Source organism: Rhodococcus sp. 06-235-1A, assembly GCF_002258785.1.
In the GTDB taxonomy this organism is placed as follows: Bacteria; Actinomycetota; Actinomycetes; order Mycobacteriales; family Mycobacteriaceae; genus Rhodococcoides.
The window spans coordinates 16,681-31,061 of sequence record NZ_NOYI01000019.1; the positions used below are offsets into that span (position 1 = coordinate 16,681).

Consider the following 14,381-nt stretch of genomic DNA (forward strand, 5'->3'; position numbering starts at 1 on the left):
GAGGCGGTCCAGGTCATCTCCGGCGCATGTACGGCTTTGTTTCGAGGATCTGGTCGAGGGCGGACTGATCTCTCGCCCAGTCACGAAGGTTGTCGTCGAAGTAGCCGATCAGCGCGATGGCATTGTCGAACTTGTTCTTGATGAAATTGCCCGATTCGAAGCAGATGGGCTCGTGGTGGGCAATCCTGTTGCGCACCGTGTGCAGTGGGTTGACCACCTGACGCAGAAACGCCATGTCGTTGCTAGTTTTGCCGCGCGGCGCGTTGTCGAAGCCTCGCCTGATTCGAGTCCCGAACTTTATTTCCTTGTCTCCCGAAACCATGAACTTCCAGAACCCGAAGTCCACAGCAGCAATCACGTCATCCGCGCCGATGTCCGCGACTCTCTCGAACCCGCCTTTGCCCTTGCCGACCCGCTTCTTCAGCTTCCCGTACGCCTTGGACAGGTCCTCGAAGCAACTGCCCATTTCCGATGTACCCTCAGGGACTTCCAGCGCGTAAAAGACCCAATCGTCTTCCCTGCGCAGCTGCTCGTGCCGCTCGCTGAGCGAGATGTCGATCGCATGGCGAAGTGTCACCTCGGCGTGACAGATCACCTCCCACAACGCTGTGGACGCCTTGAGGTTCCATCGATACAGATCGAGCGCACCCTCGACCTTGCGGTGCCCCGCTGCGTCCAGGTATTTCTGCATCCGAGCGTGGGGCATCGACTCGAAGACGAAGTCCAGGTTCACCTCGCCTGCGGCCGTGCTTGTCACCCGTGCTCCTGCCTGCTAGCATTTCCGCCGAAGGCTGACGGATCATCGGTTATCTTAAAGGTGGTAATCGTCCGCAGTTGCGTGACCCTTGAACATACTCAACCCCGCCACTCTGTGGCGGGGTTGAGTTCTTTCGAACGGTGCAATTGGCGGTTCACAGTCCCCGAACGTCGCGTGACCCATCGGCGGCCGAGCGGGGAGTGAGTCCCTCTACGACCGTGATCGCCAACAAGACGCCTTCCGGGGTGGTGTTCGGGTAGTACAGGCGGCCGTGCGCGTCACTCATCTTGAAATTGGCTTGCGAGCTCCCGGGCAGCACGTGGGCTTTGCATTCCACTGCGATGTCGCAGAGTTCACCGGGTGCGGTGTCGGGGATCGGCGTGAGGCTGGGGGTTGCGACCTGGCTGGAACCGCCGAGAGGGCCCATCCGTTTGATGTAGCGGTCTTCCCAGTGGACCGATCCACCGTTTCGGACGCGCCAGATCTTCGTGAAGCGTTCGCCGGGAGCCATCAGTGTCCCGTCCGGAATCGTGATGTCGGCGACCCACAGAGACACATCCCCGGGCTCGAGGTGTAGATCCGCAGGCGTGAGCTCGGTCGACAGCGCTCCGGTCGTCGGGTCGTGGGAGCGGCCGATGCGGTCAGCGGTCTTTCGGTCCTTTTCCTCCTGGGCATCACGAAACAGAGACAGCAGCAAGCCGTTCCAGCCGAGAGCCTGATCGAGCGCCGTGGCCAACGCTGGGCTCGGACGCAGGATGCCGCGTTCGATCTGGCTGAGGCTTCCTGGTGTACACCCCACCCGCTCCGCGAGCTCGGTCTGCTTCAAGCCCGCGATCGCACGTCCCGATCGCACGTGATTGGCGAAGCGTCCGAGCGCATCGGTGGGTGGATCGAGCTTCTTCGGTGGCCGACCCCGCCCACGCGTGCTCTTACCCTCGTCCATGACGGTGCTCCCCCCTGGCGTCGCGCGAGTGCGCGAGGCGATCCATTAATTTAGCGGGTGCGTCATAAATATGTGCGGGTGCAGTCTTGTCCCACGGGATCGGAAACGGTGAAAAGCCTTTTGCCGACAGTGTTCTCGGGATGAGGAGAGTCCAGTGAAACTCAAGAGGAACATCGCAGCCCTGGCCATGGCAGGAGCTGCAGCCGGAGCCCTGACTGTCGGCGCGGCTGGTACGGCGCAGGCAGCCCCGAGCGGAGATCCGCTCTCGACCGGGTGCGCGAACGGTGCCCAGACGATCTGGGAGAACACGTATTTCGGCTCCGGAAAGGTCGAGGTTCGGTACAGCCCCAGTTGCGGTACGAACTGGGTCCGCGTCACGGGCGCCGCCGGCCGGCAGAGCGAAGCCGGCATTGCCTCGCAGGCTTCGGGTTGGCAGTGGTCACCCTCGTACGGCAACAGCCCGAACAGCTACTGGACGCCGATGGTGTACGCCCCGGGCAGTGCGTGCGTGACCTTCCGCGTGAAGATCGGCAACGCCAACGGCATCGGTCTGATGGACACCGGAAACAAGCAGCTCTGCTAGTCGTCCCAGTTCGCCGGCGAGCCCCACCACACCCAGTGTGGTGGGGCTCGTTCGGTGTGCAAGCCAGGGAAGAACGTTGGGTCTAGTTCTAGCGCAGCACGAACTGTTGGGAGAGGAACCAGAACGGTAGCAGTGCCGAGATGGTGTACCGGACTTCCACGAGAACGGGTCCGGGGCCAGCGCCATGTGCATATTCGGTGGTGAAGGTGCTCCCTGGGTGAAATTTTCCAGGCGGCACGGATACCCAGGAATTTGGGTACAAGGCGTCGGCGGGGATTGTGATGTGCTCGATGGTTCGGTAGGAGAACCGCCGAATGGGACGGGTGCCAACGACGTTGAATGTGAATGTCCTGATGGTTGTATCTTCGAGTGTCACCGATTCGCCGAGTGACTTCGATAGCAGGGGCATCGCAGAGACTTTACGTTGTACGGCCTTGACGCTGTGGGATGAGAGACGAGTGCCAGTCCGGACGTCCGCCGGACCGCGACTCGACACCCCTTGTTCCGGAATCGATCTCAAGGGGCAGGCTTGTAGGTCTCAGTGGCTTCGTCGTACTCCCACCGTGCGTCGTCGATGATGACGGCGGTGAAATCGTCGGCGGGATCTTCTGCGACAGCACTGTCGGTGTCGATCATGTCGATGACCTGCTCCATCGTCAGTTCCGATGGGGCCTCGGCGGGTGCGGCGTCGTGCTGGGTCGGCTCGATCGGTGAGTCGTCGCGCTCGTCGATGTCGGTGGCGATGAATTCGGCGAAGTCGCCGGCGACGGCCGGCGTCGGCGGGGTGAACCCGCACGAGTGGGGAGTGCACTGCTCGAAGTCGGTGATCGACTTCATCCGGTGCACCATCGGCCAGAGAACTTGGTAGTGCCACGCTGCGGGCCCACCGTGATAGGCGTTCTTGCCCTGTTGGTACGCCTCACGGCGGGCGAACATCGCTGCGGTCAGCTCTTCGACCACTGGGCCGTGTTTGAACCAGCACGGGGGAATGGTGCGGCCGAGCTCGTAGCGGTCGCGTAGCCATTCCACCCAGGTGCCGAGCTCGACCCACAGTCGGGCGGCGCTGTCCTTGTCGAGGTACGGCCAGTCGATCGCACCGGGGGTATACGCCGGGAGTGCCATGACGTCAGCTCTTCTCGTAACCGGTAGCGCAGTACTCGTCGAACGCCTTCTGATTGGCCTTCACGCGGGCGGCGAGCACGGGTACGTCCCAGACGGAGGGAACGTGCAGCTTGATCGGTTTGGCCTCCCGGTAGCGCAGTAGGGCTTGATCGGCGGGCATCCGGGCGATGTCGCTGCCGGCCATGACCGGGACCGACCGGGGCCCGGCCATCCGGGAGGCGCTCATGTATTCGTCACGCATTCCCAGGCCCTTCGAGATGGTCGCCAGCTCGTCGGCGTCGCCGAGGCCGGTCAGATACAGGCGAGTGGGGGAGTCGTTGGACAGTTGCTGGCCGGCGACGTGGCCCCAGCGTTGTTCGTTCTGCAGCCGGGAGTGCACTCCGGCCCAGATCTGGATTCCGCGGCCACCGGAGTCGGTGATGAGCGAGGGCATGTTCGGGATTGCTGCGACGTTGTTCATCTCGTCGAGCACCATGCGCAGCGGCGGGTCGATCTTGTCGTCGGGCTGGGTCAGGCCGTGGGTCTTCGCCACGTGATAGAGCTCGGCCGACAGAACGGTCGTCATCGCGGCCGCCGACGCACTGCCACCCTCGGAGATGAGATATACGGTGTTGCGGCCTTCGGTGATCAGGGAACGTAGATCCGCCGATTCGCTGAGCGGGACATTGAGCGAGCGCATCAGCTTCGGCGACGCCAACGGCTCGAGCAGGCGTGTGCAGGCACCGATCATGTCGTCGGAGGAATCGGCTTTCGATTCCAGCGCCTGACTCAGGTCGGCGTCCCAGTCCGGTAGATCCCTCGACAGAACCTCATGCACGGGCTTGACGTTGCGCGAGGCAGCCCACACCCGCAGTGTGACCAGATCCTTGTCCAATACCGCTGCGGCATACAGGTAGCCGCGCATGAGCATCGCGGCTTTGCCGTTCCAGTAGCTCGAATTCGAGGTGCCGTCCATCGGCATGGCCTGCACCAACGCCGCGGCCCGCCGCATGGCCACCTCGGGGTCGTCGCAGCCGTCGAGAATCGACCACTGCATCTTGTTCGGATACACCGTCAGCCCGTCCGGATCGAACACCTCGACCCTGCCCACAGCCGCGCGCTCGGCCCACGTCGCGCGCAGAAGGTCACCGCGGGTCGAGGTGGCCACCACCGGCCCGATCGCCTCGACGACCGCCTTGTAGAACATGCGCCAGGTCTTACCGGATCCGGTGGGGCCTTCGACCAGCACACCGTCTCGGTACTGCAGAAACACCCCTTGTTTCTTGTCGTCGTACAGCGTGCCGATGCGCGTGGTCTCCGCTGCTGCCTCGATCCGGCGGACCGGGACGTCGGAGAGTGAGAGCCGGGTGGCCTTGGCCTTCTTCACCGCGCTTTTCTCGTCGATCCCGACAGTTGCGAGCGCGGCCCGATCGGCGAATCCGTTCGCCCGCACCCGCCGAGATGCTTTGCGGGCCATGTTCTTCGCCGAGACGATAGCTCCGAGCAGGATGCATGCGGCCGCGATGATGCCGATGCACAGCCAGGTCAGGATCGGGCCGCCCGGCTGAGCACCTACCGGCCACGCCGACGCGGGGTCGGATGGGTTGCTGAACAGGCCTACCACCACGGGGATCACCCCGTAGATGCCGGCGGGAAGTGCAGGGCCGGTGCCGGCGACGAGACCGGACAGGTAGCCGCCGCCGACCACGGAGACGAATGCACCGGCGACGAAACCGACGACGGGGCCGGTGCCGTAGGGAAGTACCGGGGGAGTGGGGCGAAGTTCTGGTGTGCTCATCGGGGGCGGTCCTCGCTGGAGTCGGGCCGTGGAGCAGGCGCGGGAAGGTATCTGCGGACCACGTCGCTGCCGGCGACGGGAGTGGGCGAGGGTGTCGATCGTCGATGGAGTACGGCCGAGCAGAGGGTGTCGAGCTCGCCGTCGAGGCGCGTGATCGCCGCGATGTCTCGTCGCGGGTCCAGTGCGGCGATGTTGGCGCGCAGTTCGCCGATGCGGGTGTAGCGGGCGACCGCGGCGCGGTCAACGTCGCTGATGTCGGCGCTGTGGTGGACCTGGATGCAGCCCCGTTCGGTCGCTGGTGCGATGTCGCCGCCGAACCGATACGCCAGGACCCCGGCCACCCGCTCCGCGTCGTCGCTGCCGTAGAACCCTATCGATGTTCTGCTGTGCGGCAACGGGTCCGGCCTGATGCTGCACAGGCGGACCTCCACCTTGTCGGGGTCGTCGACCCGTGATGGATGCACCGGCGAAGCGACGGCGTTGCTCAGCGTGGAGATCTCGGCCGTCAGAGCAGCGGGCAGCGGCAACCTCGCCCGCCTCACCCCAAGACTGTATTCGTCGAGAATCGCTAAAGCGCAGGCTGTCTCGGCTACCGAGCCCGTCACGGACACCTCGTCCCACGCGCAGAACATGCCCTCCGATGCCGAATCGACTGACGCTGTATCGCACTCGAAGACGGTGAAGTCGAGTGAGACCAGCGTGGCCCAGGATTGTGCGGCGTGCGTCAGGGCGAATGCCGTTGCTGCCGAACGAGACCGGAACAGTCGACCTACGGCGGTACTGCCCGCCACATCGAGGGTCGTCACGTCCACACCCACCAGAGTCGAACGGTCGGCCGTAGGGTGCGAGAGCGCTGCGCTGCGTGAGTGGTCGGTCATGCTGCTGCTCCTTTGATCACTTCGTCGGTGTCGGTGAGTGCGATTTCCAGATCCGAGCGCACGTGTTCCATCAGGATCGGGTCGGCGTTGCCGTATTTGACCAGGCAGTGGCCCTTGGCGAGGGACATGATGATTTCGGTCGACCCCGGCGGCAGGTGGTACATGCGGGCGGTTTCTTCGGCGTCCTCGACCCGGTCCTGCCCGTAGAGGAAGACGATGCCGGCCTCTTTCATCAGCGCCCGCGCCGGCGAATCGACCGGCAGGTCGGAGATGTGGTGGAACGCCGAGACGGTCGACAGTCCCAGACCGCGCGAGAGCTTCATGTTCTCGCGGAAGACCTTTCCGGTGGAGCCGTCGGCGACGTGCCAGCCTTCCTCGACCAGCAGCAGGGTCTGCATGTGCCGGGCGGACCGGGAGGCGAGCACGTTCGCCAACCAGGTGTTGATCACGGTCATGATCACCCGCAGGGCCGGACCCTTGTTCGGCAACGCCGACACGTCGAAGTGCACGAACGGGTGATCGAGAGCCGCGCGGACCTCCGGTGAGGTCGCGCCGTCGACGAGGCCCTTGAGATCGCCCAAGCACAGCTCCCGCAGCGCCAGACCGGGATTGAGGCCCCAACGCCGCGATTCCTGCGCCCACTGATCACCGAACGCTGCGCCGCTGCCGGCGGAGGGGCCCAGGAGCTCGTCGGCGAGTTCCATCAGGATCGGTTCGCGGTTCTCCCGGGCTGCGCGGTCGTTGACCACTTGCAGAGCGAGCCCGAGTGCGGCTTTCTCGGTCTCGACCAGGGGGCGGCCCATCGTGTCCTCGATGACTGCCCCGACGAGTGCTTCCTGGCCGGCCGGGGCGACTCCGTCGGTGCGTTCGACGCCGGTGGCGATCGCGGGGTCGAGCAGGTTGATGCGCATTCCCGTTGTGCCGGTGCGGAATCGGATCGAACCAGCGCCCACAGCATCCGCGATTCCGCTGTATTCGCCGCCCTTGTTGCCCTGGCGTTTCTTGTCGATCACCACCACCTGCCGGTTCGGGAGTGCGAGTTGGCGCAGGCACATCGCGGTCTTGATGAGCGAGGACTTGGCCTTGCCGATGTCGCCGATGACGGCGATGTTGATGTTCTCGATTTCCGACCCGTAGAGAGCGTAGGGGTCGGTGATCACTCCGGATTGGCTGATCTTGTTCAGCCCGGTCAGCAGGCCCTCGTGACGCACCGAGCGGCGCATCGTGGCCAGGTTCAGCGCTTCGCCCTGCCGGGTGGTCGTCCACGCGCCCTCGACGCGGATCTCGTACCAGCCCCATCGGTCGAGCCACTTCTTCCGCGTCGGCGGGTGCCGACGGGTGGTGATCATGCCGGCGGACTGTGCCGCGGCGAGAGTGGCGGCCGTGTCGGCCTGCGCGGCCAGATCGGGGCCGGTGCGCTTGCTTCGCCGGGTCAGCGAGAAACGGCGGGCGGTGCGCGGTGTGGCGGCGTGGCCACGGCGTCGGTCCTGCTTGTTGTCGGTACTGGTCATCGTCTCTCGCCTCGTTCTGTGGTCGGCGGACTCTGGGTTCGGTTCATCGGGAGCGGGTCCATTTGGTGGCCGCGAGTCCGCGGCCGAGGGGCAAGGTGACGAATGCGGCGACGTCGTGGCGGTTGTCCTGCCATTCGATCTCGCCGATACCGCAGTCGTCGGCGGCCTGTTCGACGCGTGTGCACGCCCGCAGGGCGTCGTCTTCGTCGTGGCCGGTGACCGAGACGGCGAGGGTGTAGATCATTCCGTGGTGCCCGGTTCCGGGCATGAGATCTTCACGGCGACGGGAGGATTCGCTGATCGCGACCTCCGATGCACCGTCGGTGATCTTTCCCTTGCGCTCTTCGGTGATCTGACGGGCCTTGTCCTGGGTGACGTCCTTCTTGGTCGCAGCGCGGGCCTTGGATGCCTCGACGAAGTCCATTCGCGCGGTCACCGTCCGGATGGTCGGTGCTGCGGGGATCTCGTCGTCGCCGGCATCGGGTTCGACTCCGGTGAGCAGGGTCGCCAGCCACAGCGGGCCGACTTCGACCGGTTCGATGGCGCGGGTGGGGATGATGCCGACTCGGGTGTGCCATGTGCCGGCGACCTCGACCGATTCGTCCCGTCCGACGTAGGAGGGCCAGCAGTTGTCCCACCGGACGCCCCTGTGGGCGTCGAGGGGGTAGCTGGGGTCCTGGAATGCCCGCAGGACCGCGCAGGCGCGCTGTTCGCCGTAGACCTCCACGCGCCCCATTCCGGCACGCTCGAGGGCGCTGACGGCGCGGGCGGTGTCATCGCGGATGACCTGGGCGATACCGCCGACCAGCGGGGCGTCCTTGCGGCGGGCGATCCGCGCGGCTTCGGCGAGGAACGCGGCCGACTTCGGGAAGATCAGCACCGCGTAGGAGCGGTGCTCTTCGGAGTACGGGCTCATCCGGTCGATCAACTGTCCGTAGGACCGGATCGCCGGAACCACGGCCAGGTCGGGGTCGCCGGCCGCTATCTGTTCGGTGACCCAGTTCTCGTGCGGGACCATGTCGGCGGGGACGCTGCGGTGCAGCAGTTCCAGGCCGCGGACGAACGAGGACCGTTTGGCGAATCCGGCGAGCACTCGCCCGAACGCCGCCGAGGTGACCGCCCACGCATCGTCGCCGCGCAGGCCTTCGGCCAGGCCCTGTTTCGCGATGAGAACGGAGTAGTAGTCGTTGTCGCCCGGGGTGCGATGTTCGAGGATGAACATGTCGTCGAGGCCCGTTCCGGCCAGGTCGACCGGCTCGGTGCGGTACAGCGGAACCGGAATCGTCCACCCCGGATCGAGGGCGGGGTCGCCGTAGTGCGGATCGGAAGGCGAGACCCAGACGTGCTCGCCTCTCTTGCGGCGCTGCCTGTTGCGGATCGCTTTGACCTTGCGGGCCGCGTACGACTCGTGCAGGCCGAAATCGAGTGTCGCGCACAGGACGCCGCCGATCAGGACGGCATCGATCGCCAACGTCCACGTCGACTGCCCGACCATGAACAGCAGATACAGGGCCACCACCAGCGTGGCTGCCCATGCGGCGACGACCGGCTCGGGGAACGGGAGCACTCCCCGGCGCGCGGTCTGACGGCCGAGAATCGCCGACCGTGGCCCGCTCACCGCCGCGCCCCCCGCCGGGCAGTCGGCGTTGGGTGCGGACCGAACCAGCCGATGTCAGTCGTGGCGGTCATGGTCTCTCCGTTCGTGTTGTGGGACATCAGTTGTCGCTGTCGGGGTGTTCGGGGGCGCTCTGCGCGGCCGCTCCGGCTTTGTTCATCGCGGCCCCGGCCGAGGCGAGGGCGATCGGAGCGACGACAGTCGCGGCGCCCGCCGCCATTCCTGCTGTCTTTCCGGCGGCGGCGAGCAGCCTCGATTCCGAGCCACCTGCTTTCGCGCCGCCGTGGCCACCGCTCTTGCCCGGTAGACCGCCGGATCTCGATGCGGTCTGGCCGCTCTGCTGACCGGCATGGGTGCTCGATGCCGACGAGCCGCCACCCGGCCGGGAACCACCGCCACCGCCGCTACCGCCGCTACCGACGCGGCCGGGTGCATCGGCGACACCGGCATTGCGCGAGGCCGCGCTCCCGCCGCCCCCGGTTCCTCCACCGCCGCCGCCGGCGCGCATCTGGTACATCCCCGCGCTCGATCCGATCATCTGACCCGTGGCCGACCCGCTACTGCCGAAGTCGGCGGAATCGGAGGCGCTCGGCAGGATCGGAGACCACTTGAGCAGCGCGAACGGGGCCAGTCCGACCATCACCAGGCACACGGCGATCGAGCCGAGGTCCCCGAGGGATTCGAGCTCGCCGTCGTCCGCGACCGCGCCGGCCGCGGAGATGTTGATGGCCGCGAAGATCGCGGCGAGGATGACGAACAGCAGAGGCTTGGACAACACGATGCCCAGGAACACCATCACTGGGCGGAGGGCCTTCTTGCGCCAGTTCGGATGCACCCACATGCCGAAGGCGATCGCCGAGACCACGCCCAGGATCGGCAGGGCGTTCGCGTGCATCAAGAACCCGAAGAACAGCGACAACGCGCCGAGGAACATCAACCCGAACCCGACGATGGCACCGACGGCACCGCCGATCAGGGTGGTATCTGTCAGCGGGCCGAGGACCGAGGAGATGTTGTCGACCACCTCGTCGGTGGAGCTACCGAGCAGTGAGACCAGACTGACCGAGAGTTCGTGCGCGAGCGAGATCAACAACTGCGCGAACGAGGGCGCGAACAGCATCATCATCACCCCGGCCGGGGCGTAGGCGAACAGGTCTTTGGCCAGCTCCATACCGGGTCTGCTGCCGTCGGAGGATTTGTAGATTGCCAGCAGCACCATCAGCGCCATGACGAAGATGCCCAGACCCGTCGACATCGCGTAGACCTTGAGAAATTCGGGGTCGGTGGGGTTGAACTCACCGATACCGGCGAGCCCGTGCAGGACCGATGTGGTGGTGCCGACGGCGGCGCTCTTGAGCTTGTTCGCCCAGGAGTCGATGACGTCGGAGGGGTCTTTGACGAAGGCGACGATGTCGCCGACCGCGCCGACGGTGTTGTCCCACACCCAGGAGAAGCCGTCGACGTACATCTTGCCGACCTTGTACTGCGGGGTCGCCTTGAACGCTGACTCGAGGGTCTCGCTCAGGCGGTCACTGAAGCTGGTGTTCTGATCGATCCAGTTCATGGTGCCGCCGAACAGTTTTCCGACCCTGGTGTTCCATTCTCGGCAGGTCACCTCGTCGTCGCGGTCGGTTGCCTTGCTGCAGTTGACGTACATCGCGTGCATGCACAGCGACCCGGGCACTCCCTCGGCGCACGCGTCGGTCCAGGCCTGCTCGGGAACCTGGTCGGCATTGGGCTGCGCCTTCATCTCGGCGAGCGAGGCCGCATCGGGAGTCGAGGCCCACTCGAAGCCCCAGGTGCTCGAAGTCTTGGTCGTCCACCGGGCGAGATCCTGTGCGCAGGTCGGGGCTGGGGGAGCCATCGCGGCATCGCCGGCGGGATAGACCGGCGGGTAGAACGATTCGAGCACCGCATCGTCGGTGATGGACAGCGCGGCCTTGCGGTTCTGCTCGACCCCGAGATCGACACCGGTGGTCTGCGAGCCGACCGCGCCGGCATCGATGAGGACACCGATCAGAACCGGGTCCTTGCGCACGGACACCGCGGCGGTCCACCGCGCGATGCGGTCGTTCTCGGTGGCCGTCCAATACAGCAGGCGGCCTTCGTTGCTCATCACCGATCCGACGTACTGGCCCATATCGCCGCCCTTGTCCTTGCAGGGCCCGGTGAACCACGGTGCTGCTTTGAACTCGTCGGTACCTGCGATGTATTTGCGGAGATCCGCAGGAAAGGTCTCGGGTAGCTTCTTCGCCGTCGTGGTCGCGGTCGATCCGCCACCGGGAACCGGTGCCGGAACAGCCGAGGGCTGCGCGGCCGCGGGCCACGCGAACCCGACCGCCGCGATGACCGCCACCGCGATCGTCAACAGAATCCTTCGCCACATCGCAGGCCGACCCTTCATCAGTTGACGTAGAAGGCGTAGAAGCCGTCCGCGGCCTGCTTGGCGAGGGAGGACTCATCGGCGGGGAACTGTGCTTCCTCGAGGGTGGGGCCGGACTTGTAGCTCCAGTCCTTGGCCTTCCAGTCGTCGTTCTCCCACACCATCGTCACGGTGGTGGTGGAGTAGATGGCCAAGATGCCGACTTTGTCGCTGTCCTGGCTGACCCGGCTCTGGCTCACTCCCATGCCCCAGACCGACACCGTCGCCGAATCCTGCGAGAAGTTCTCCACTGTGACGATCATCGGAACGCCGTTGACCGTGCCGCGCTCGGTCTCCTGGCGCTCGGACGAGACGTCGAGGACCTCTGTCAACGCCGGTGTCGGTTCTGCCGCTACGGCAACGTCTTTGAGGCGCTGAGCATCGATGCGACCTGCATAGGCTTGGCCGTTGGCTTGGGTGAAGTTCACCGCGGCGGTCTGGGCGCCCGCTTGATCGCGGGTGTAGCCGGCAGGGACGCCGTCGATGGTGGTGGTCGGGCCGTGCGCGGCGCGGATCGCATCGGCTCCGTCATCGGTGGAGCTCTCGCTCCCCCCGGATGTCAACACGACCACGGCAATCACGACGACGAACGCCACGGCGGCGGCGATCATCGCCAGTACCCACTTGGGCAGCCCGAACAGGCCCGATCCGGGCGAGCCGGACGCCGATCCCGTCGCGCTGGTGGTCGAGCCGGCGGCGCCGACTGCGGAGAAATCTCGTGCCATGTCAGTTCTTCTTTCTCATCGAATGGGGTTGAGCCGGAACGTTGTTGGTGATAGGTCAGCCAGGATTGGCGACGAACATGATTGCGCCGACGATGACGCCGCCGATGGCCAGAGCGCCGACCGCGACCCCGGCGACTTTCGCCTCGCCCATCGAGTCGCTCATCTCCGCGCCGTAACCGCCGGCTTTCGCGGCGCGCATCTTGTACAGCGCGACAAGCAGTTTCACCGATGCTCCGGCGAGCAGGACACCCCAGATCGAGGCGGCGACCCGCGCCCACACGTTCTGGAAGGACGGGCCGAGGAACTCGAACGACGGCTTGATTCCGTTGATCGGGTTGAAGTCCTGGGCGGAGGCGGGGCCGGCGAAGATGACCGCGAGGGTGAGTGCGGCGGCGGTCATCGCTGCGGCATTCCCTGCGCGACGAGCGAGGGCGCGGCCCCGGGTCGGGGTGGGAGGCGGTGTGATCATCGGTGGCGTCCTTTCACTGGAAACGGTTGGTAGAGCAATAGAGTCGGGTGGGGCAACAGGTTCGGTGGTCATCGGAACGGGTCCTCTCGGGGTGGTTGGTCTCGGGGTGGGACGGCTCGCGGCCGCCACTGCTCCCGGGGCGGGTGCCGGTCGTAGTCCGCGTCGGCGTCGTAGCTCTGCGGAGCGGGCTGTGGGATCGAGTGCGGGGGGAGCGAGTACGGACGACGCGGCGGGCGGCGTTCGGCCTGCGAGGGACGTGTGAACTCCTGTGGGGCATATGCATCGGCGTATTCGGCGGTCCGCTCGTACGCGCGATCGGCGAGCCTGTCGGCGATCTCCGCTGCCACGTTGGTGTACGCCTCGACGGTCGCCTGTCCGAGCTCCTGATAGCGGATCCGCTCACCGCTGGCGAACTTCGGCTCGTAGGGCACCCGCATGATGCGTCCGACCCCGCCGATGGCCTCGAACTCCTTCTCGAGCCAGCCTTCGAGCCGCAGTGCTGTATCGACGGAGTCCTTGTCGCCGGGAAGGACGACGGTCAGGATCAGCGCCGATCGCACCAGGTGCTCGTAGCCGCGGGCGATGATGCCGTCGAGCATGTTCATCGTCAGGATCGCCATGTCGCGTCGCAGCGGAAGCGGGATGACCAGGATGTCGGAATGCTGCACGGCCCACTGCCAGTTGCTGGCGGTGGCGTTGTTGCCGGTGTCGACGATGATCAGGTCACGGTGACGGCGCAGCACTGCCATGAGCGCGGCGCATTCGTCCCACCCGATCCCGCTCTGGCGGCTCGTCGAGCTGTCGGAGGCCAGCACCTCGTCATGGGTGGGCTGCAGGCGCAGATAGTGCCCCAGGGTGCCCGAGACTGCATCGGCGGAGGCCAGGGCGCGGGCGTTCTCGAGGATGTCCCACGGTCCGAGTTCGGGATCGGTCGTGCGGTGCGCGCGATGGCCGAGAGTGCCGGAGTTCTCGCACGCATCCCAGGCGACGACTCCGCGGCCGCGGTGAGTGCCGAAGGTGTTCGCCAGCGCGGTGGTGGTGGAGGTCTTGCCCGCGTCGCCCTTGAGACCGATGACCGAGACGACCATGCATCCCGGGAGCGGCTGCTGGACCCGTCGCACCGATTGGCGGAACCGGGCTTCGGCGGACTCGGGTAGAGGTGGGCGGGTCAGTCCCAGAGCGGCGTTGACCCGGCCGCGTAGTCCCCAGAGGGCAGGGCGGTTGTCGAGCTCGGCGGTCTCGGAGTCGAAGTCGCGGCCGCCGTACTCGGCAGGAATGTCGATAGCAGGTTCTTCGTTGGCTGCCAACGCATCCTGACCCACTTGGTAGGGGTCGGCGAACACCTCGTTGACGTCCCCGTCGTCGAATGCGTCGGTGCCGGCGTCGTGCTCACCGTCGGTGTCCTCGTCGACGACGGCAGGTTCGGGGTTGGGGTCGCTCTGGCGGCGCAAGCGTTGCTTGCGGAGGTCGACGGCGGTCTCGGCTTCATAGTTCTCGCGGTGCTCGCTGTACGGGTCAGGAATGCTCATCGGAGTTCCTTTCGGGGAGGGGGCGGATCCGGGGTGTGCTGCGCGGTCAT

12 protein-coding genes are annotated in these 14,381 nt (G+C 66.0%); 1 reads left to right on the forward strand and 11 read right to left on the reverse strand.

The window, feature by feature from the left end:
* Nucleotides 1-13 precede the first annotated feature (13 nt).
* Nucleotides 14-757: an Abi family protein gene (locus CH275_RS17865; protein ID WP_094629901.1), complete on the reverse strand. Its 744-nt coding sequence runs from the start codon at nt 755-757 to the stop codon at nt 14-16.
* 154 nt (nt 758-911) lie between these two features.
* Nucleotides 912-1,700 (reverse strand): NBR1-Ig-like domain-containing protein, encoded by a 789-nt coding sequence (locus CH275_RS17870; protein ID WP_094629900.1) that lies wholly within the window; start codon nt 1,698-1,700, stop codon nt 912-914.
* Nucleotides 1,701-1,854: 154 nt separating this feature from the next.
* On the opposite strand from CH275_RS17870, the gene CH275_RS17875 reads away from it, so the two are divergent.
* Complete coding sequence (locus tag CH275_RS17875; protein WP_141214649.1) at nt 1,855-2,283, forward strand: DUF2690 domain-containing protein; 429 nt, start codon at nt 1,855-1,857, stop codon at nt 2,281-2,283.
* Between the two features lie 516 nt (nt 2,284-2,799).
* Here the strand turns inward: CH275_RS17875 and CH275_RS17885 are convergent.
* The 9 genes from CH275_RS17885 to CH275_RS17925 all read right to left on the reverse strand — a co-directional run bounded on the left by CH275_RS17885 (nt 2,800) and on the right by CH275_RS17925 (nt 14,331).
* Nucleotides 2,800-3,405, reverse strand: coding sequence for a hypothetical protein (locus CH275_RS17885; protein WP_094629898.1), 606 nt, complete (start codon nt 3,403-3,405; stop codon nt 2,800-2,802).
* A 4-nt stretch (nt 3,406-3,409) separates the two neighbouring features.
* Nucleotides 3,410-5,182 (reverse strand): type IV secretory system conjugative DNA transfer family protein, encoded by a 1,773-nt coding sequence (locus CH275_RS17890; protein ID WP_249305507.1) that lies wholly within the window; start codon nt 5,180-5,182, stop codon nt 3,410-3,412.
* The gene (locus CH275_RS17895; protein ID WP_094634001.1) at nt 5,179-6,060 is read right to left on the reverse strand and encodes a hypothetical protein; all 882 of its coding nucleotides are present in this window, start codon (nt 6,058-6,060) and stop codon (nt 5,179-5,181) included. Before CH275_RS17895 ends, CH275_RS17890 begins: the two co-directional genes overlap by 4 nt.
* A complete protein-coding gene (locus CH275_RS17900; protein ID WP_094629896.1) occupies nt 6,057-7,571 on the reverse strand; it encodes an ATP/GTP-binding protein in 1,515 nt (504 codons plus the stop codon). Before CH275_RS17900 ends, CH275_RS17895 begins: the two co-directional genes overlap by 4 nt.
* Nucleotides 7,572-7,614: 43 nt before the next feature.
* On the reverse strand, nt 7,615-9,189 hold the full coding sequence (locus CH275_RS17905) for a hypothetical protein (protein ID WP_094634002.1): 1,575 nt from the start codon (nt 9,187-9,189) through the stop codon (nt 7,615-7,617).
* A gap of 97 nt (nt 9,190-9,286) precedes the next feature.
* On the reverse strand, nt 9,287-11,554 hold the full coding sequence (locus CH275_RS17910; RefSeq protein WP_141216550.1) for a hypothetical protein: 2,268 nt from the start codon (nt 11,552-11,554) through the stop codon (nt 9,287-9,289).
* A gap of 35 nt (nt 11,555-11,589) precedes the next feature.
* Entirely contained in the window at nt 11,590-12,333 is a 744-nt protein-coding gene (locus tag CH275_RS17915; RefSeq protein WP_094634004.1) for a hypothetical protein, read from the reverse strand.
* Between the two features lie 55 nt (nt 12,334-12,388).
* Nucleotides 12,389-12,802, reverse strand: a complete 414-nt coding sequence (locus CH275_RS17920; protein ID WP_249305509.1) for a hypothetical protein — start codon at nt 12,800-12,802, stop codon at nt 12,389-12,391.
* 68 nt (nt 12,803-12,870) lie between these two features.
* Nucleotides 12,871-14,331 (reverse strand): MinD/ParA family ATP-binding protein, encoded by a 1,461-nt coding sequence (locus tag CH275_RS17925; protein WP_141216551.1) that lies wholly within the window; start codon nt 14,329-14,331, stop codon nt 12,871-12,873.
* Nucleotides 14,332-14,381: the final 50 nt, after the last annotated feature.

Bases quoted from the DNA above. Each gene is read 5' to 3' on its own strand.
- CH275_RS17895 (WP_094634001.1), bottom strand. From the start codon at position 6,060: ATGACCGACCACTCACGCAGCGCAGCGCTCTCGCACCCTACGGCCGAC.
- CH275_RS17920 (WP_249305509.1), bottom strand. From the start codon at position 12,802: ATGATCACACCGCCTCCCACCCCGACCCGGGGCCGCGCCCTCGCTCGT.
- CH275_RS17925 (WP_141216551.1), bottom strand. From the start codon at position 14,331: ATGAGCATTCCTGACCCGTACAGCGAGCACCGCGAGAACTATGAAGCC.
- CH275_RS17870 (WP_094629900.1), bottom strand. From the start codon at position 1,700: ATGGACGAGGGTAAGAGCACGCGTGGGCGGGGTCGGCCACCGAAGAAG.
- CH275_RS17885 (WP_094629898.1), bottom strand. From the start codon at position 3,405: ATGGCACTCCCGGCGTATACCCCCGGTGCGATCGACTGGCCGTACCTC.
- CH275_RS17900 (WP_094629896.1), bottom strand. From the start codon at position 7,571: ATGACCAGTACCGACAACAAGCAGGACCGACGCCGTGGCCACGCCGCC.
- CH275_RS17915 (WP_094634004.1), bottom strand. From the start codon at position 12,333: ATGGCACGAGATTTCTCCGCAGTCGGCGCCGCCGGCTCGACCACCAGC.
- CH275_RS17890 (WP_249305507.1), bottom strand. From the start codon at position 5,182: ATGAGCACACCAGAACTTCGCCCCACTCCCCCGGTACTTCCCTACGGC.